The organism is Streptomyces sp. NPDC021093 (genome assembly GCF_044333135.1).
Taxonomy (GTDB): domain Bacteria; phylum Actinomycetota; class Actinomycetes; order Streptomycetales; family Streptomycetaceae; genus Streptomyces.
In genome coordinates this window covers 233,308-252,163 of the sequence record NZ_JBIRQJ010000013.1, presented here as the reverse complement: position 1 = coordinate 252,163, position 18,856 = coordinate 233,308, and the positions used below count along the sequence as shown (strand labels likewise).

At 72.2% G+C, this 18,856-nt stretch carries 13 protein-coding genes; 6 read left to right on the top strand and 7 right to left on the bottom strand.

The window, feature by feature from the left end; genetic code table 11:
* The first annotated feature begins 120 nt into the window (after positions 1–120).
* A complete protein-coding gene (locus ACH4SP_RS35015; RefSeq protein ID WP_398421112.1) occupies positions 121–1,632 on the top strand; it encodes a carotenoid oxygenase family protein in 1,512 nt (503 codons plus the stop codon).
* A 68-nt stretch (positions 1,633–1,700) separates the two neighbouring features.
* On the opposite strand, the gene ACH4SP_RS35010 is transcribed toward ACH4SP_RS35015, so the two are convergent.
* Positions 1,701–2,453: a MerR family transcriptional regulator gene (locus ACH4SP_RS35010; RefSeq protein ID WP_398421110.1), complete on the bottom strand. Its 753-nt coding sequence runs from the start codon at positions 2,451–2,453 to the stop codon at positions 1,701–1,703.
* A gap of 168 nt (positions 2,454–2,621) precedes the next feature.
* On the opposite strand from ACH4SP_RS35010, the gene ACH4SP_RS35005 reads away from it, so the two are divergent.
* The gene (locus tag ACH4SP_RS35005) at positions 2,622–4,433 is read left to right on the top strand and encodes an AMP-dependent synthetase/ligase (protein ID WP_398421108.1); all 1,812 of its coding nucleotides are present in this window, start codon (positions 2,622–2,624) and stop codon (positions 4,431–4,433) included.
* Positions 4,434–4,478: 45 nt separating this feature from the next.
* On the opposite strand, the gene ACH4SP_RS35000 is transcribed toward ACH4SP_RS35005, so the two are convergent.
* Positions 4,479–5,072 carry an MBL fold metallo-hydrolase gene (locus ACH4SP_RS35000; protein WP_398421106.1) on the bottom strand — a complete coding sequence of 198 codons (594 nt, stop codon included), beginning with the start codon at positions 5,070–5,072 and terminating at the stop codon, positions 4,479–4,481.
* Between the two features lie 216 nt (positions 5,073–5,288).
* Here ACH4SP_RS35000 and ACH4SP_RS34995 point away from each other — a divergent pair, with 216 nt between their 5' ends.
* Positions 5,289–6,194 carry a GlxA family transcriptional regulator gene (locus tag ACH4SP_RS34995; RefSeq protein ID WP_398421226.1) on the top strand — a complete coding sequence of 302 codons (906 nt, stop codon included), beginning with the start codon at positions 5,289–5,291 and terminating at the stop codon, positions 6,192–6,194.
* A 377-nt stretch (positions 6,195–6,571) separates the two neighbouring features.
* Here the strand turns inward: ACH4SP_RS34995 and ACH4SP_RS34990 are convergent, their stop codons facing one another.
* Together ACH4SP_RS34990 and ACH4SP_RS34985 are read right to left on the bottom strand one after the other, a co-directional pair.
* Positions 6,572–7,762 (bottom strand): NAD(P)-binding protein, encoded by a 1,191-nt coding sequence (locus ACH4SP_RS34990; RefSeq protein ID WP_398421105.1) that lies wholly within the window; start codon positions 7,760–7,762, stop codon positions 6,572–6,574.
* Between the two features lie 137 nt (positions 7,763–7,899).
* On the bottom strand, positions 7,900–10,356 hold the full coding sequence (locus ACH4SP_RS34985; RefSeq protein ID WP_398421103.1) for a polysaccharide lyase 8 family protein: 2,457 nt from the start codon (positions 10,354–10,356) through the stop codon (positions 7,900–7,902).
* Positions 10,357–10,606: 250 nt separating this feature from the next.
* Between ACH4SP_RS34985 and ACH4SP_RS34980 the strand changes: the two genes are divergently transcribed.
* Positions 10,607–11,491, top strand: a complete 885-nt coding sequence (locus ACH4SP_RS34980; RefSeq protein ID WP_398421101.1) for a LysR family transcriptional regulator — start codon at positions 10,607–10,609, stop codon at positions 11,489–11,491.
* Positions 11,492–11,535: 44 nt separating this feature from the next.
* On the opposite strand, the gene ACH4SP_RS34975 is transcribed toward ACH4SP_RS34980, so the two are convergent.
* The 3 genes from ACH4SP_RS34975 to ACH4SP_RS34965 all read right to left on the bottom strand — a co-directional run bounded on the left by ACH4SP_RS34975 (position 11,536) and on the right by ACH4SP_RS34965 (position 15,262).
* Positions 11,536–12,306: an SDR family oxidoreductase gene (locus ACH4SP_RS34975; RefSeq protein WP_398421099.1), complete on the bottom strand. Its 771-nt coding sequence runs from the start codon at positions 12,304–12,306 to the stop codon at positions 11,536–11,538.
* Positions 12,307–12,498: 192 nt separating this feature from the next.
* Positions 12,499–13,509 carry a sphingomyelin phosphodiesterase gene (gene sph, locus ACH4SP_RS34970; RefSeq protein WP_398421225.1) on the bottom strand — a complete coding sequence of 337 codons (1,011 nt, stop codon included), beginning with the start codon at positions 13,507–13,509 and terminating at the stop codon, positions 12,499–12,501.
* A 235-nt stretch (positions 13,510–13,744) separates the two neighbouring features.
* Entirely contained in the window at positions 13,745–15,262 is a 1,518-nt protein-coding gene (locus ACH4SP_RS34965) for a M1 family metallopeptidase (protein WP_398421097.1), read from the bottom strand.
* A 250-nt stretch (positions 15,263–15,512) separates the two neighbouring features.
* Between ACH4SP_RS34965 and ACH4SP_RS34960 the strand changes: the two genes are divergently transcribed.
* Both ACH4SP_RS34960 and ACH4SP_RS34955 read left to right on the top strand, forming a co-directional pair.
* Complete coding sequence (locus ACH4SP_RS34960; protein WP_398421096.1) at positions 15,513–17,537, top strand: Xaa-Pro dipeptidyl-peptidase; 2,025 nt, start codon at positions 15,513–15,515, stop codon at positions 17,535–17,537.
* Complete coding sequence (locus ACH4SP_RS34955; RefSeq protein ID WP_398421094.1) at positions 17,534–18,820, top strand: M14 family metallocarboxypeptidase; 1,287 nt, start codon at positions 17,534–17,536, stop codon at positions 18,818–18,820. The genes ACH4SP_RS34960 and ACH4SP_RS34955 overlap by 4 nt, the downstream gene beginning before the upstream one ends.
* Positions 18,821–18,856: the final 36 nt, after the last annotated feature.

Here is an 18,856-nt window from a genome sequence, read left to right as displayed (position 1 = left end):
CCTGCCCCGACAGGGGGCCTGGCACCACCCCCTCAGGGGGCCTGCCTCTCCTGCTTCCGCCTCCCTCCTGCTCCAACATCGTTTGTGACAGAGATTCACGGACGAGAGCGGAGACGCACGATGACCGGACAGACGCGAAGGACCGTGCTGCGAGGGGCGGCGGTCACGGCGGCGGCGGGCGCGCTGGGCGCGTACGGAGGGCAGGCAGCGGCAGGCCCGCCGCCGGGTCCCGCCGGGAAGGCGTCCGCCCACCACCCCTTCCTGGAGGGCGCGTTCGCCCCCGCCACCGAGGAACTGACCGCGTTCGACCTGCCCGTCACCGGCCGCATCCCCCGCGAGCTGAACGGGCGCTACCTCCGAACCGGCCCCAACGTCCTGGGACTTGAGGACGCCAACGCCCACCACTGGATGCGCGGCGAGGGCATGGTGCACGGGGTGCGCCTGCGTGAGGGGCGCGCGGAGTGGTACCGCAACCGCTGGGTCCGCTCCTCCTCCGTGGCCGCCAAACTGGGCGAGCCCTACCCGGGCCCCGTACCGCCCGACGACTATGCCTGCAACACCCATGTGATGGGGTACAAGGGGCACATCCTCGCCCTCCAGGAGAGCGGCCCGCTGCCCTACCGGCTCGACGACGAGCTGGGCACGGTCGGCCCGTACGACTTCGGCGGGACGCACAAGGGGTCGTTCACCGCACACACCAAGTTCGACGCCCGCGCCGACGAACTGCACGCCCTCACCTACCACCCCATGCAGCCCGACCACGTCCGGCACCTGGTGGTGGACCGCACGGGCAAGGTCGCCCGCACGACGCGCATCGACCTCTCCGGCGGCCCGATGGTGCACGACTTCGGGCTCACCGAGCGGCACGTCGTGATCTTCGACATCCCGATCACCTTCGACCCCGAAGGGGCCGCCCGCGGCGACCTCGTCCCGTACGTCTGGAACGAACGGCACCCGGCGCGCGTCGGCGTGATGAAGCGGGAGGGCGGCCCCGTCCGCTGGTTCGAGGTACCGGAGACGTGCTACTACTCGCACACCCTCAACGCGTACGACGAGGGGTCGTCGGTCGTCGTCGACCTCACGACCTACCCCGCGCCCTTCCACGCGGCGGGACAGGGCTCGGGCGGTCCCGGCGCGAGCGGCACCCCCTCGCTCGACCGGTGGACGATCGATCTGAAGCGCGGCCGGGTGACCCAGCGGCGGCTCGACGACCGGCCGCAGGAGTTCCCGCGGGTCAACGAGGCGATGGTGTCCCGGCGGCACCGCTACGGCTACTCGGCCGCGGCCGCCACCTTCTTCGCCGCGTACGAGTCCGTCGACGGCGTGCCCCCGGACAAGGCGTTCAGCAGCGCCCTGATCAAGCACGACCTGCTGCGCGGCACCTCCCAGGTGCACCGGCTGCCGCGTGACGCGGCGGCGGGGGAGGCGGTGTTCGTACCGAAGGACGCGGGCGACACGAGGGCGGCGGAGGACGACGGCTACACGTTGGCGTACGTCCACAACCCCGAGCGGGGCGCCTCCGACCTGCTGATCCTCTCCGCCCAGGACTTCTCGGGACGCCCCGTCGCCCGGGTCCACCTGCCGGGACGGGTGCCGCTGGGCTTCCACGGGAGCTGGGTGGCGGACGCCTGATTCGGTCGGCGCCCTCGGGGGTCTCGGCGCCCTCGGGGTCCGGCCCGGCGGCCCCGGCCCCCGTAGCCTCAGGCCCCGTCGCCCCGGCCCCCGTCGACGAACGCCGCCCGCAGCTCCTCCTTCAGCGACCGCTGGAACGCGGTCACCAGCGCCTGGAGCACCATCGGCTGCATGTGCGCGGACAGCGACTTCATCGCCTCCACGTGCGCGGGGTCCGACTCCCGCTCCCGGTACGGGCTCCACACCTCGTCACGGAACAGGTGCGTCAGCGCACGGGCGGCCGAGCGGGTGTGCTCCATGAGGATGGTGCGGGCGGCGAGGATCGTCTCGTGCGCGATCGGTACGCCGAGGAGCTGCACGCCGAGCGCCAGCAGCCCCGGATCCACCCGGAAGGTGTCCGGGGTGCCGGCCCGCTCCAGCACGTTCATCGCGGCCAGCCGGTCGATGTCCACGTCCGACAGGGCGCGGCCCGCCCGGCGTTCCAGCTCCGCCCGGGTGGCGTCCTCCGCCGAGTCCGGCGCCCAGGACGCCACCACCGCGCGGTGGATGGCCAGGTCGTGCGCGCTCAGGTCGGGCGGCAGCTGCTCCAGGTAGCGCTCGATGGCGGACAGGGTCATCCCGTGGTGCTGCAGCTCCTCGATGAGGGCGAGCCGGGAGAGGTGCTCGGGACCGTAGTGGCCGACCCTGCGGGGGCCGATCGCCGGGGGCGGCAGGAGGCCCTTGGTGCTGTAGAAGCGGATGGTGCGGACGGTGACGCCGGCGCGCGCGGCCAGTTCGTCGACCGTGAGCGTCGGCTCCCCGGTACCGGTGGTCGTCGTCATGGCGGTGCCCCGTTCCTCTGCTGATCCTCTGTCGTTCCTGTGCCGCTGATCCTCCGCCGGCAGTCAGTGCAACAGTATTGCTGTCTCACCACTGTTGTGAAAGCCTCCCTTCCACGTTCAGGCAATGCCCGGTCGACGACGACACGCCGATGACGACGCGAGGTGGCCATGACCACGATCCTGCGACTTCCCGCCGATCCGGCCGAACTCACCCTTCCCGCACTGCTGTTGCGCAACACCGAGGACCACGGCGACCTGCCCGCCCTCTCCTGGCGCACGGCGGAAGGCGACGGCTGGACCACCCTCTCCTGGCGCGAGGTCCGCAGGAAGGCCGCCGTCCTGGCCACCGGGTACGCGGCGCTGGGCGTGCGGCGCGGCGAGCAGGTGCTCATGATGATGGGCAACCGGCCCGAGCACTGGCTGAGCGACCTCGCCCTCGTGCACCTCGGCGCGATCCCGGTCTCGGTGTACGGGACGGCCGCCGCCGAACAGGTCGCGCACATCGCCCGGCACAGCGGGGCCCGCTTCGCGATCGTCGAAGGGGCGGCCGAACTCCCGCGCTGGGAACCGCTGTTGGCGGACCCTTCGCACACCCTGGAGAAGCTGGTCGTGGTGGAGGCGGCCCAGACGGGGCCGCACCGCACCTACGGCTCGCTGCACGCGTCCGGCGGACGCCTCCACCGGCCCGACGCCTTCGAGAAGACCTGGCGGGAGAGCCGGGCCGAGGACCTCCTCACCGTCGTCCACACCTCCGGCACCACCGGGGACCCCAAGGCCGTGCCCGTCACCCACCGCATGGTGGTGAGCAACGCGCTCTCCCTCGACCGGGTCGTCGACCTGCCCGACCACATCGAGCACATCTGCTACCTCCCCTTCGCGCACATCGCGGAGCGCATGCTCGGCATCTACCTTCCGGTCTTCCGTGCCTCGCACGTGCACCTGTGCACCGATGTCGCCCAAGTCGCGCCGACGGTGAGGGAGTTGCGACCTGCGCAGTTCTTCGGCGTACCGAGGGTGTGGGAGAAGATGGCGGCAGGTGTGCAGGCCGCGCTGGCCGGTCTTCCCGAGGAGCGGCGGGCCGCCCTGGAGCAGGTGGCAGAGACGGCCAGGACCCACCTCGCCACCCGCGAGCGCGGTGAGCTGCCGTCGCCGGAGCTGGAGGGCGCGTACCGGGCGGCCAGGCGGGAGCTCGACCCGCTGCTGGCACTCGCGGGCTTCGACCGGCTGGTGTGGACGGCGAGCGCGTCCGCGCCGATGCCGCCCGAAGTGACCAGGTTCTGGGCGGGCCTCGGCATCGCGATCATGGACGCGTGGGGGCTGACGGAGACGGTCGGCGTCTGCACCGCCAACAGCCCGACCTCGGGGTTCCGGCTCGGCTCGGTGGGCCGCCCGCTGGACGGTCTGGAACTGAAGGTCGCCGCCGACGGCGAGATCCTGGTGCGCGGGGAGACCGTCTTCCCCGGCTATCTGCGCGCCGACGGGACGATCGAACCGGCCCTGGACGGGGACGGCTGGTTCGCGACCGGCGACATCGGCCGCGTCGACGAGGACGGCTTCCTCTGGCTGACCGACCGCAAGAAGGAAATGATCGTCACGTCGACGGGCAAGAACGTCTCCCCGGCCCTGGTCGAGAACACCCTCAAGGAACACCCCCTGATCGGCCAGGCCCTGGCGCACGGCGACGGCCGGTCGTACGTGGTGGCACTGCTGGTCCTGGACCTGGAGAGCGTCCCGGCATGGGCGGCGGCGCGGGGCATCGAGGGCCGGGTCACGGCGGACCACCCTGCGGTACGGGAGGAGATCGCACGGGCGGTGGAGGCGGCGAACGCCCGGCTCAACCGCACCGAACAGGTCAAGCGGTACCTGCTGCTGGCCGATGAATGGGGCCCGGAATCGGGGGAGTTGACCCCTTCGCTGAAGTTGCGACGGAGGGTGATCCGGGAGAAGTACGGGGAGGAGATCGACGGCCTGTACGGGTGAGCCGTCGGCCCCTCCGTCCTTCCGCCAGGCCTGTCCGCCCCTCCGCTAGAGAGGTGCGTTCTCGTCCGCCGGGAACGGCGCCCCGTGGCCCGGCACGATGACGTCCGCCAGCGCGAGCACCCGCAGCCGGGAATCCCGCAGGAGCGACTGGTCGGGGGCCACGGGGTCGACGACCGGGCCGTTCGGCCGCCACCACAGGTCGCCCGCGAACGCCACCACGCCCGACGCCGTTCCCGCCAGCAGCGTCACGTCCTCCGCGCTGTGCCCCGGGGTACGGATCAGCCGCAGCGCCGGCGTGAGCGCGTGGCCCTCCGCGTCCCGGTCCGTCCACTGGTTGCCCTCGTACACCGCCTTGTGGTCGTGCACCCGCGCCCTGCCGAAAAGACCCACGTTGATCGTGTTGTCCGGGTGGTGGTGGCTGAGGACCACGTCCGTGATGTCGTCCGGGCCGAGCCCGAGCCCGGCCAGCGGGCCCAGGATGCTGTCCCGGTCGGGGACCATGCCCGGGTCGAAGATCACGTGCCGGTCGCCGTCGGTGACGTACGAGACGGTCGCCGCGACGCCGGGGCCGGTCGAGAGGGTGTAGCCGGTGTGCAGGACGGTGTAGGAGGCGGTACGGGTGAGCCGCGCTTCCGTCATTGCCGTTGCTTCTGTCGTTTCTGTCGCTTCAGTCGTTGTCGTCATGTCCGCAAGCATCCCGTCCGGGCGGGGGAGCGCACGAGTGGCCCTTCTGCCACCGATCGCGGGAATCGTGCCAGACTCGCGCGCATGGCATCCCGACAGCAGCCGCCCCAACACCCCGTTCCTGGAGCTCCGTTCACGCGCATCGCCGCGTACGCCCCGCCCGGCGTCGGCATGCTCGCCGTGGGTGTCGTCGCCGAGGTCTTCGACCCGCGCCCCGGGCTGCCCCGCTTCGACTTCGCGCTGTGCACGGACCGGCCGGGCCGGCTCCGTACCGACCTCGGCGTGCCGCTCACGGTCGCCGAAGGGCTGGAACGGCTCGCCACAGCCGATCTCGTACTCGCCCTGCCCTGGGCCGACTTCCGCACCCCGCCGCCGGGCGCCGTCCTCGATGCGTTCGCGGCGGCCCACGCGCGGGGCGCGCTCGTCGCCGCGCACTGCGTGGGGACGTTCGCGCTCGCCGCGGCCGGGCTGCTCGACGGCCGCCGGGCCACCACCCACTGGAGGTTCGCCGCCCTGCTCGCGGGCCGTCACCCCGGCGTCACCGTGGAGGCCGACGCCCTGTACGTCGACGAGGGGCCGGTCGTCACGGGCGCGGGTGCCGCCGCCGGGTTCGACCTGTGCCTGCACCTCGTCCGCCGCGAGCACGGTGCGGCGATCGCCAACGCCGTGGCCCGCGACCTGGTCCTGCCCGCCCACCGCGAGGGCGGCCAGTCGCAGTACCTGGCGGCCCCCGTGCCCGAGGACGGCCAGGACGAGCGGCTCGGCGACGTACTCGCCTGGGCCCGCCAGAACCTCCGGGAGCCCCTCTCCGTGTCGGACCTGGCCCGGCGCGCCCTGATGAGCAGACGCTCCTTCGCCCGCCGGTTCGCCGCGGCGACCGGCACCACGCCGCACGCCTGGCTGGTCAACCTACGGCTGACCGCGGCCGAGGAACTGCTCGAAACGACGGACCTGCCCGTCGAGGAGATAGCGCACAGGGTCGGCTACGGCAGCGCGGCGGTCCTGCGCGAACAGTTCGTCCGACGCAGAGGAGTGCCGCCCCGCTCCTACCGGCGCTCCTTCACCAGGGGGCGGTAGGAGCCTCGCGCCATCCGCGTGGGGCGGGCCCCGGCCTATGCCCCAGGCCCCGGCCTCCGGCCCCAGGCCCCGGCCCCAGGCCCCGGCCCCCGGCCCCGGCCCCCGGCCCCGGCCTCCGGCCCTCGGCTCGCAGCTTACGGCCCCGGCCCTCAGCCCTCAGCCCTCGGCCCTCGGATTCAGCCCTCGGTCCCCTGCCTCAGCCCTCTGCGTCGACCCCTGGCCTCAGCCCCGGCCGACGCCTTCAGCCCGTGTTCCGGCCCGATTCCCGGCCCCCGTGCTTGGGCTCCGTGCCCGCACATGTGTCCGTGCTCGTCGCAGGCCCCGACCCCGGCCCTGGCCCCGACCCCGGCCCTGGCCCTGCCCCCGCCCCGACCCCCTCAGGCCGTACGCCGGTTCCCCGAACTCCCCGGTGCCGTACCCGTTTTGGCCGCCGCAGCCGCGCCCCTCCCCGCCTCGATACCGCTGAAGATCGAGATCTCGCCGCGCATCCCCGGCGCCGCCACCATGTCGCCCGCCAGGAACACCCCGTCGCCCCGGTCGACCGCAGGACGGTCGCGCCAGGTGCGGCCCGGCAGGTCCAGTGCTCCCGTCCGCCCCTTCGCCGTCGCCGTCCTGCTCCACGTCGTCCGGTCCCGCCACCGCGGAACCGTCAGGTCCGCCAGCGCCTCCAGCCGCGCCCGCGCCTCCGCGAGGCTCTCGCCCGCCCGTACCGGCATGTCCAGCTGGAACAGCGACTCGCCGGCCGGCGCGACGGTCGGGTCCTGCATCGAGTACGACTCGTGGAAGCCGCCCCCGTCCAGGTCGAAGGCGATGAACCGGTCCCGCCGGTCCGACCGCACGGCCACGTCGAGCAGCACCACGTGCCCGCTCTCCCACTCCAGCGAGTCGTCCCCCAACAGCCGCTTCGCCGCTGCCAGTTCGGTCGCCACGACCACCGGCCGGTCCTCGGGCAGCTCCGTCAACCGGGTCTCCAGGTGGATGCGCACGCCCAGCTCCCGCGCCCGCCCCTCCATCCGCCCGAGCACCGCCTGCCAGCCGCCGACCACCCACCGCACGGTCGGCACCGTCGGCGCGAACACCCGCCGGAACAGCTCCCACACGAACGCCGCCGACAGCCGCCCGGTGTCCGCGTCGTACGTCACGACCCCGATCGCCCGTGCCGCTGCCCGTGCCGCCGCCTCGCCGTACCGCCGCGAGGCCCACTCGTGGAACGTCATGTCCACCGGCGCCGTACGCGGCCGCCCCGGCATCATCATCCGTACAAGACCGGCCGGCGGCGCCGACCGCAGCCGCCCGTCCCGTACGAATCCGAACCTCAGGTCCCGCACCGACGGCCGCCCCAGCGGGCCGACCAGGTCGCGGTCGGTGAGCCACTTCCAGTGGTCCAGGTCGGCGTAGAAGACGTGCGGGCCCTCATGCGCCGTGTACGGGGCGGGAGTCGCCCGGCCCCGTCCGCCCAGGGAGCCGTGCCCCTCGTACAGGTCCACATCCGCCCCGGCCTCCGCCGCGGTGATCGCGGCGGTCAGCCCGGCGATGCCCCCACCGACGACAGACACGTTCCCGGTCATGACCAGCTCCTTCGCAGCAGTGGCGTGCTCTCACGGAAGGGACGTGGCGGGCCCTCCCGAATGTGACATCGGCCCGCGGACGGACTTCGGCCCCGTACGCGTGCGGCCCTTGTGCACGTGCGCCCCGGCATGCGGGCTCAGCGGAGCTCGGCCCGGTGGGTGTGTCCCCGGGAGCCGCCGACCGTGACGGTGAGGACCGGGCGGCGGCCAGGGACGACCCGCACGGTGTCGTCAGCGGAGACCACCGACCGTACGGAGAAGGGGAGTTGGAGCGTGAGAGTGGACTGGGTGCGGCCGGGGTCGGCGACCGCCACCGAGACGGAGCCGTTGCGGCGCCGGACGAGGACGGACGCGGGGCCCGACGAGGTGATCCCGGCCGCGGTGCCCGGCTGCCAGAAGATGACGGCGGTCAGCCCGAGCCGCCGTGCCTCCACGGCCTGGGCTCCCGCGTCGTTGGCGGCGATGTGGACCGGCCGGGACAGCTGCCAGCCGGCGGTGGCCGCCGGGGACGCCCCCGGGAGAAGGACGTACGCGTAGGAGGCGGCGGAGGGGGAAGTGCCGTGGTCGATCCAGAGGGTGAGGTAGCGGCGGGTGACGGGAGTGGCGGAACCCCCGGTGTCCGCACCGGTGTTGAGGTCGCGCCAGGTGCCCGTGCGCTCCTCGCGCAGAGTGCGCAGCGGCGTCCTGCCGGGGAAGACGTAACCGCCCACGCCCTCGATGTGTGCCCAGCCCGCGCGGTGGAGGCCGGCGGGCCCGTCGAGTGCGGAGGGCTGACGGACGCCGTCCACCAGCAGCCGGGGTGTGCCGCCCGCGTGCAGATTGCGGTTCTCGACGACCGTCTCGACCGTGCGGCCGTCGCTCGCGGTGATGCCGGAGCCGAGCGCGACGACCGCGTTGTCCAGGAAGAACCACGACTTCCTGGCGCGCAGGGTGCTGCCCTGGGCGACGAGTTCCATGGCGGCCGCGCCGTACTCGGCGTCCAGGACGGCGCCGCCCGCGACGGCGTTCGCCGGGCGGTAGGTTCTCGTGCCGCCCCCGGTGCCGAGGTCCGTGCGCGGGCGCGTGTCGACCGTGGTGCCCGGCAGGCGGTACGGATCGACGGTCGGCCAGAAGCCGTCGCCGAACTGCCCGAGGTCGTCCCCGCTGTAGAGGTACGTCATGCCGTCGCCGGTGTACCAGCCGTGCAGGTTCTCGCCGTTGCCCGCCTCGTACGCCGCGATGCGCCGGGAGGACAGGGCGAGCGTGCACGCCCAGCCGGGGCGGCGGTGCACCACCCGGTCCATGTCGGCGAAGGCGAAGTGCCCGGTGGTGCGGTCGCCGACGGGCACCGAATCGTCCGCCAACAGTGCCTTGGCGCGCACCAGTTGGGGAAGGGAGGCCAGCGAGGTGTACGGGGTGGTGCGGTTGCGCGCGATCCAGCCCTTGGCCAGCGCGCGCCAGCGTGCGGCGTACGGGGCGGGGGCCCCGGTGGCGAGGAGGACGATGCTCGACACCGTCGCCGCGCCGTCGACGTGGTCCACCGCCCGCTCGCGCGAAATCGCCCGGCCGCGCACGGAGTCCATCATCAGCCCGTCGAACAGCACCGGGGCGAAGGACCGCTCGACCGCCTCGTGGATCACCGACACCTGCGGATCGTCGACCGCCCAGGCGGACCCCGTCAGCAGGGCGATCATGTGGGCCGCGCCGCCGAGCAGCACGTTTCCGTACGTCCCGGTGTAGGCCACCGACTCGTGCTGGACGAACGAGCCGTCCGGGTAGAAGCCGTCGCCCGAAGCGGTGTACCGGAACAGGCTGTTGCGTCCGCCGTCCCGCACGTCGGAGAGGCCGTCCCTGGCGAGGGCGACCTTGGCCGCGTCCCGGCCGAGCAGTCCGCGCAGCGCCACGATCACCGCCTTGTCGGCACGGTTGGCACCGGTCTCGGCGAGGGCGGGGGCGTTGGTACGGCGGTCCGCGTCCGGGCAGAAGCGGTCGACCGCCGCCAGATACCCGGTGAGGTCGGCGGCGGGGAGCAGCGCGCGCAGCAGCACACAGCAGTCCAGGAGCGCCCGGGGTGCGCCGATCTCCCAGAACCACCAGTTCCCGGTCTCGGGCCGCGTGGCGTTGTACGCGGTGTCGTGGAGGAAGCGCAGCGCCGCCACCAGTGCGGACGCGACCTCCGCAGACCCGCCGAGCGCGGCGCCCGGCGTGGCCCAGGCGGTGGCGAGAGTACGCAGCCGGGTGTAGCTCTGCCCGAAGTTGCCGGGGGCGGTGACCGGGGAGAGGTCCGGCCAGAGCGCGGTGCGCCCGGCCGAGCGGTCCAGCTGCTGCCAGAGGGCCGAGGCCGAGGCGTCGAGCGCCGTGAGCGCGGCACGGAAGTCCGGGTCGGCAGGGTCGAACGCACCGCCGGTCAGGAGCTGCTGCGCCCGCGCGAGCAGCGGCTCGAAGGCGTCGGCGGCAGGTGCGGGGGCCGGTGGCCCGAAGGGGTCGGCGGCATGCGCCGGGGCGGCCCCGGCCAGGGACACCGCGGGGAGGAGCGCGGCGGCCGATCCGGCCGCGAGCAGGGCGCGTCTGGAGACCGTGCCGTCCGAGTTGCTGAAGGAAGCGGAAGTGCGCATGCGGAACTCTCCCTGCGGGGTGCGGGGTTCAAGTGCGTACGGGCTGCGCGCCAGCATGTAAGCGCTTGCTGTCCGGCCGCAAGGGGATCCGGAATGTTTCTGTTGTTTTCTATGGCGGAGGAAGTGCACGACAGCGACGGAACGGAGCCGCCCGCAGTTCACCGGCCGGGCGCCGCCGCGAGGTGGTCACCTACGATGACGGCGATGACAACGGGGTGGCCCGAGGTCCACAGCGAGGGGCCGGGAGCCGATGAGTCTTCGTCAGTACGAGTACGCCCTGGCCGTCGCGGAGCAGGGCTCGGTGACGGCGGCTGCGGAGCTGCTGCACGTCGCTCAACCGTCGGTGTCCCAGCAGATCCGCGGCCTGGAGCGGGAGCTCGGCGTGAAGCTGTTCGCCCGCACGCCGACCGGTCTTGTGCCCACCGTGGTCGGCCGCGCGTTCCTGCGGGAGGCGGAGGTCGCGGTGAGCGCGTCGCGGCGGGCGAGGGCGACGGCGCGGGCCGGCGCCGACGAGCTGGTGGGCGAGCTGCTGGTCGCGGTGCAGATGGGCTTCGGCACGCGGCAGCTGCCGCGTGCGCTGGGCGCGCTGCGCCGCCGCTTCCCGCGGCTGGAGGTCACCGTCTTCGAGGAGCCGAGCTCCGCCGAACTCGAACAGCTGGGGCGCCGGGGCGTGTTGGACCTCGCCCTGATGGCCGCGGGCGAGCAGGGCCCCGCCGGTGCCCACCACCTCGGCGAAGAGGAGTTCGTCGTGGTCCTTGCCGCCGGACACCGGCTGCTCGCCGCGGACCGGGTCGAGCTGCGCGAGCTGGCGGGGGAGTCGTGGGTGAGGTTCGACCGGGACAGCGCGCTCGACGGTGTGCTGCTGAGCGTGCTGCGGGACAACGATCCGACCCCGACCACGGCCGCCCGCGTGTCCCGGACGGCGACAGCCGTGCGCTGGGCCGCCCACGGTCTGGGAGTGACGCTCGTCCCGGCCTCTGCGGTGTGCCACGGTCACGAGCACCTCGTGCGCCCGGTGTTCCCGGCCGTTTCCCATTCCGTCATTGCCGTGCTCCGGCACGACGCGGGCCCGGCGGAGACGGCGCTGCTCGAACTCCTGCGTCAGGAAACCTGGTCCGAGCCCGCGCCCTCGTAGGAAATGGAATTCCTTCAGAACTGGTTTCCGGAATTCCGTCGGCGCTAGCCCCTGGCGAATTCGCCGCCGTCCACGACGAGATTGCTCCCGGTCACCCAGCTCGCCCGGTCGGACACGAGGAACAGCACCGCTTCGGCGATGTCGTCGGGCCGGCCGTCGCGCCCCAGCGGCGCGGTGGCGTTGCTCCGGCCCCGCGCCGGGTCCAGGCGCGCCCACTGCTCCCGCGTGAGATCGCCGCCGGGGGTGGCGACTCTGCCGGGCGTCACGGTGTTGACCCGGATGCCGAACGGGGCCAGCTCCGATGCCAGCCCCCGGCTGTAGTTCTCCAGCGCCGCCTTCGCCGCCGTGTAGTGCAGGAACGGTGGCGGCGCGAGACGGGCGGCGGCCGAGGAGACGTGCACGATCATCCCCGAACGCCGTTCCCGCATGCCCGGTGCCAGCAGCGAGTCCAGCCGTACCGACGCCAGGAAGTTCAGGTCCAGCGCGTCCTGCCACTCCTCGTCGGGGACGGCCGATGCGCCCGTGTGCGGTCGCGCCCCGCCCGCGTTGTGGACCAGGACGTCCACCCCGCCGAGCATCTCCTGCGCGGCCGCGGCGAGCGCCTCCGCGCCGGCCCGCGTCCGTACGTCGGCCGCCACGAAGGCGGCCCCTTCCGGCACCGTGCCCGTCGCCGACCTGGCGGTCGTGAGCACCTCGGCGCCCGCGTCCAGGAGCCGGCGCACGACGGCCGCTCCGATCCCGCGCGAACCGCCGGTGACCAGGGCCCGCTTTCCCGCGAGTTCCCGTGTTTCTGATCCGTTCTCCGCAGTGGTCATGCCACCGGTCCTCTCGATTGTGCATTCGTCCGCTCGACGGAATAAGAGTCGATCGGAAAGGAACGAGAGGCAAAGACGAAAAGGCAGCAGGTGCCATAGGGGATTCCTATGACACCTGCTGCCGTCCGGAACTCACCGGCACCGGCCGGACCGCCCTCGCGGGCGCGGCCGTCCACCCGTGGTCACGTCACCTCACTTCGCGGACGCCACCACCGGGTAGTGGTCGCTCAGGTTCGTGTACGTGTAGGACTTGCCCCAGCTGGAGACCGTCCAGGGCGCGCTCTGCTCCTTGACGACGTCGTTCGTCCAGCCCGCCGGGCGGGCGTGGCCCGTGCGCGGGAGGACGTAGTCGAGGTCCTCGCGCGGGTCGGTCGGGTAGCGCTCGGCGGCGATCGAGTTGTCGGCGGTGTCGAAGGAGTACTTGTGCCCGGTACGGGCGTCCGCGCCGTCCAGCCCGCCGTCCTTCAGCATCGACGTGTACTCGGGGCTGTGCGAGTCCACGTTGAAGTCCCCTGCCACCAGGACCTGTTCACCCGCCGGGATCTTCTTCGCGTCGAGGAACGCGTCGATCTGCTTGAACTGCGCACTCCGCTTGGCCGCCGCCTCGCCCGCCTTGCAGCCGGGGTCGGTCGACTGGAGGTGGGTGCCGACGACGTGCACCTTCGCACCGTTGACATCCAGGACGACGTACGCGAAGCCCTTGTTGGAGTGCCAGTCCGCGCCGCACGCCTCCTTGAAGACGAACTGCTCCTTGCGGACGATCGGCCACTTGCTGTAGACCGTCACCCCGCCGTCCTCCGGGGTCGTCGTCGAGTACGAACCGCCGGTCGCGTCCCAGCCGCTCTTGCTGCGGCCGACGACGGGCGTCTGGTGCGGGTACTGGGCGGCGGCGTTGCGTCCCAGCTCGTCCGAGGCCCCGTTGTCGAAGGCCTCCTGGAGGACGACGACGTCGTGCCCCTGGAAGAAGGGCGCCGCCGGTATCGCCTTCGCCCGGAAGTCCTGACCCCAGTTGGGGTAGAGGGTCTTGCTGAAGATGAAGGCGTTGTACGAGAGGACCTGGAGCTTCGGCACGTCGGCGGAGGCGGCCTGGGCGGCCGGTGCGGCCGGGGCCGCGACGGCGCCCGGGGCGGTGACGGCCAGCGTGGCCGCCGCGGCGACGGCGGTGGCGACGGCGCCGGTGAGGGCGCGTCGACGTGTGGGGATCGGCACAGAGTTCTCCCGTGGGAAGTGTGGGGCGAGAGGTGCGGAACACCGGTGCCGCACATCAAATCAGCACGGGTTACTTCCCGGTAGACAATGCGCACCGTGCACCTGTCCTCCCGCCCACAAGCAGCACAACTCCGCCACACGCGGCACAGCAGAGCGCCGCCGCCCGCCGACCCGTGGAGCGGAGGTCGGCGGACGGCGGCGCGGTGGTCGGCCCTCGGCGGGCCCTCGCTCAGTGGTCGTGGACCGTGTTCGTCGCGGCGATCTTCTTCCACGACTTCGGCTGCACGGGCTTCGACTGCGCACCGGCGGCGGAGTACGACCGAGCGGTCTTGGCCTTCGCCGTGGCCGTGGGCGAGGCGGCAGGCTTCACCGGCTGGTACAGCCAGGTGTCGAAGAGCTCCGCGAGGGGCTTCTTCGAGATCTTCTCCGCGTACTTCACGAAGTCGGACACCTTGGCGTTGCCGTACTTGAACTGGGTCGGCCAGCCCTTGAGGATCTGGAAGAACGCGTCGTCGCCGACCTCGCTGCGCAGCGCCTGGACGGCCATCGCACCCCGGTCGTACACCGCGCCGTCGAACTGCTTGTCCGCACCCGGGTCACCCGGCTTGACCTGCCAGAACGGGTCGTCGGCCGGATGCGAGGCGTACGCGTAGTCGGCCAGCTCCGCCGTCGTGCCCTCGCCCTCCTTCTCCGACCACAGGTACTGGCTGAAGCGGGCGAAGCCCTCGTTGACCCAGATGTCCTTCCAGTGGTGCACGGAGACGCTGTCGCCGTACCACTGGTGGGCCAGCTCGTGCACGACGACCGAGACGTTGGCGCCGTTGGCGAACTGCTTGGGGCTGTAGAACGGGCGGGTCTGCGTCTCCAGCGCGAAACCGCTGGTCACGTTAGGGACGTAGCCGCCGACCGAGTTGAACGGGTAGGGACCGAAGACGCCCTCCAGATACTCCAGGACCTCCGTCGAGCGCTCGATGCTCGCCCGCGCCGCACCGTCGTTCTCGCCGAGGTCCTTGCTGTACGCGTTGAGGACCGGCAGCCCCGACGAGGTCTTGTCGGTGGTGATGTCGAACTTGCCGACGGCGAGCGTGGTCAGGTAAGGGGCCTGCGGCTTGTTGGAGCGCCAGGCGAAGCGGGTCCAGCCCAGCTTCGAACTCTGCGACTGCAGCACGCCGTTGGAGATCGCCTGGTGACCGTCCGGCACCGAGACCGACACGTCGTACGTGGCCTTGTCGAGCGGGTGGTCGTTGCTCGGGAACCACCAGGAGGCCGACTCCGGCTCCTGCGCGGCGACGCCGCCGTCCGGGGTGCGGGCCCAGGCGGTGTACCCGCCGATCTTCACCTCGGAGGGCTTGCCCGCGTACTTGACGACGACCGAGAGCGCCTTGCCCTTCTGCAGCGGCGTGACCGGCGTGACGACCAGCTCCTGCTCGCCCTCCTTGGCGAACGTGGCCTTCTTGCCGTTCACCCGCACCTCGCTGACCGCGAGACCCAGGTCCAGATTGAAGCGCGACAAGTCCTGCGTCGCGGTGGCGACGAGGGTGGCCGTGCCCTCCAACAGGTCCGTCTTCGGCTGGTACTTCAGACGCAGGTCGTAGTGGGACACGTCGTAGCCACCGTTGCCGCTGGCCGGGTAGTAGGGGTCGCCGATGCCCGGCGCGCCCGGGGAGAACGAGGCGGCCGATGCCGGGATCGCCAGCAACAGGGTGGCCGCGGCGAGCACGCCCGGGGCGATGATTCTGCGGTGCACGAGTGCTCCAAGTGGTCTGGTGGAACGATCTGTTGGCACTCTATTCAGCCCCTCGGCCACCAGTCATGTCCATGGTCGCTACTGTCACACGATCGCCATACGGCCGACATGTGACCCCGTATCCCTTTTGGCTTCTCGCGGCGCGTGGGGCTCGCTCCTGCCCTCTTTTGCACGGGAGTTGACCGGGTTACCGTCGCCCATGCCGATAGCAGCGCGGGCCAGGCGCCCGAAATGGAGAACGCTCGTCCCCATGACCGTGGCCGCGATGACGGCCGTCCTGCTGGCCCCTTCGGGTGCGGCGGCGGAGGTGGACGACCCGACGGCTTCAGCCGCTTCGGCCGCCCCGGGCACCTCCGCCGCGGACGCGCAGGCGGCCGGCCGCGCTCGCGAGAGCAAGCCCGTGTACGCGTACGACAAGGCCATCCGTGAGTCCGTCTGGGTCGACACCCGGGTCGACGGCGACAAGGACGGCCGCACGGACCGCGTCGCCGTCGACATCGTCCGCCCCCGCGAACTCGACCGCTCGGGCCGCCGCATCCCGGTGATCATGGACGCCAGCCCGTACTACTCCTGCTGCGGGCGAGGCAACGAGAGCCAGAAGAAGACGTACGACGCCAAGGGCGACCCGGTCCAGTTCCCGCTCTTCTACGACAACTACTTCGTGCCGCGCGGCTACGGCTACGTCGCCGTCGACTTCACCGGCACGAACCGCTCCGACGGCTGCGTCGACATCGGCGGCAGCTCCGAGGTCGCCTCCGCCAAGGCCGTCGTCGACTGGCTGAACGGCCGGGGCAAGGGCTACACCACCCGTACCGGCAGCGAGCGCACCCGGGCGAACTGGTCCAACGGCAGCACCGGCATGATCGGCAAGAGCTGGGACGGCTCGGTCGCCAACGGCACCGCCGCGACCGGCGTCGAAGGGCTCAGGACCATCGTGCCGATCGGCGCGATCTCCTCCTGGTACGACTACTACTTCCAGCAGGGCGCGGACCTCTACGACGGCGGCCCCGACGACCTCGCCGGATACGTCGAGAGCGCCGAGGCCACCGCCCGCTGCAAGCCCATGAAGAAGTACCTCGCCGACGGTGCGCCCCTCAACGGCAACCGCACCGACATGTGGGAGGACCGCGACTTCGTGCCGGACGCCCGCAAGGTCCGTGCCAGCGTCTTCGCCGTGCACGGCATGCAGGACCTCAACGTCCGCACCAACCATTTCGGCAAGTGGTGGGACGCACTCGCCGAGCAGGGCGTCGAGCGCAAGGTGTGGCTGTCGCAGACCGGGCACGTCGACCCGTTCGACTTCCGGCGGGCCGAGTGGGTCAAGACCCTGCACCGCTGGTTCGACCACGAACTCATGGGCTACGACAACGGCATCGACGACGAGCCGATGGCCGACATCGAGCGCGCCCCCGACCAGTGGTCCACCGACAAGGTCTGGCCGCCGCGCTCCACCGAGACCACCGAACTCCGCCCGCAGAAGGGCAGTTCGCCCGGTGTCGGCACCCTCGGCCGGAAACCGGCGAAGCCCGGCACGGTGGAGACCTTCACGGACGACCCGAAGCTCGACGAGGCAGACTGGGCCGCGAAGATCGACACCGGCACCCCGGAGAAGTCCGGCTTCGCCACCAAGCCGCTCTCCCGCGACCTGCACCTCTCCGGCTCGGGCAAGGTCACGCTGAGCGTCACGCCGTCCACCACCAGCGCCCACCTCAGCGCCGTCCTCGTCGACCTCGGCCCCGACACCATCCGCAACTACGGGGCGGCCGGTGAGGGCATCACCACCCTCCCCGAGCGCACCTGCTGGGGCTCCAGCACCCCCGGCGACAGCTCCTGCTTCAAGGAGACCAGGGCCAACCCCGCCCAGGTCGGCTTCACCGTCTTCAGCCGCGGCTGGGCGAGCCTCGCCCACTACAAGGGCGACGGCAAGGCACGCCAGCTCACCCCCGGAAAGAAGTACGAGATCACCATCGACCTCGCCGCCTCCGACCACGTCGTCCCGGCCGGCCACCGGCTCGCCCTGATCGTCGGCGGTACGGACGCGGGACTGGTCGAAGCCCCGGACACCCGCCCCACCCTGGCCGTCGACCTCGCAGGAACGTCGGCGAAGCTGCCCGTCGTCGGCGGCGACCGCGCCTTCGCGCGGGCGACCTCCGGCAACGCCGCGGCCGCGCCTCTGGCGCCGGGAGCCCGTGACGGGATCCCCGTGCCGCAGGACATCTCCCGGCTGCCGGGAGCCGAACTGCCCGGATCCCACCTGCCGGGAGCACAGCGATGAGGCCCCGCGTCCTGGGGGCGCTGCTCGGCGCGGCCGCCCTCGCGGTCCCGCTGGTGGCCGCGCCCGCCCAGGCGGGGGACTCCGGCCGCACCCCGCCCCGTACCGGATTCGAAACCACCCAGGGCGCCCGCTGGACCACCCAGCCCGAGGAGCAGGAGTTCCTGGCGGCCGTCGACCGCGACAGCTCCCGCGTCTCCGTCTCCACCGTCGCCACCACCAAGCAGGGCCGCCCGCTCCAGCTCGTACGGATCGGCGAGCGCCGGCGCACCGCCTCCACCGTGCTCCTGGTCTGCAGCCAGCACGGCAACGAACCGGCCGGGCGCGAGGCCTGCCTCAGCAAGGTCCGCGACCTGGCGTACGCCACGGACCACCGGACCCGCGACTTCCTCCGGAAGACCACCGTCCTGGTCGTCCCGACCGCCAACCCGGACGGCCGCGCCGCCAACACCCGCGGCAACTCCGAAGGCGTCGACATCAACCGCGACCACATCGCGCTGGCCACCGCCGAGGGACGTGCCATGGCGGCCGTGGTCCGCGACCACAAGCCCGACCTGATCTACGACCTCCACGAGTACGGAGCCACGCCCCCCTACTACGACAAGGACCTCTTCGACCTGTGGCCGCGCAACCTCAACACGGACGCCCACGTCCACGCCGAGTCGAAGAGGCTCTCCGAGGACTACGTACGCCCCGCCGCCCACGAATCCGGCTTCAGCACCGGCACGTACGGCATCTGGACGGACCCGGTCACCGGTGAACCCACCCAGCAGGTCGCGGGCGACGGGCAGGAGCGCATCCTGCGCAACGCGGCCGGGATCAAGCACTCCGTCGGCCTGCTCATCGAGAGCAGGGTCGACGCGCTGAGCGAGGCCGAGCAGCGCGACGAGGCCCTCAACCAGCGGCGCAGGGTCGCGTCCCACGCCACGTCCCTCACCGGTGCGCTCGGGTACGTGGCGGAGCGGCGGGGTCCCGTCGAGAGGGCCACCACCCGCGCCAGACTGGCCGGCTTCGCCGACCGGGGACCCGTCTATCTGGGTGGCGCCGACAACGACCCCGCCGAGCCCTCCGAAGTCCTCGCCGACCCGCCCTGCGGCTACCGGCTGACGAAGGCTCAGTTCGCTGACGTACGGGACGAACTCGCCCTGCACGGCGTCACATTCACCCCTGCGCGAGGGGGTGCGTACGTCTCCTTGCGGCAGTCCCAGCGGGACTTGGTCCCCCTCCTTCTCGACCCGAAAGCCGCATACCGGATCACAAGTGGTCAACCCGACACGCACTGTTAGCCGACCGTGACGTGCGTCACCTGTGATACCGGGTAG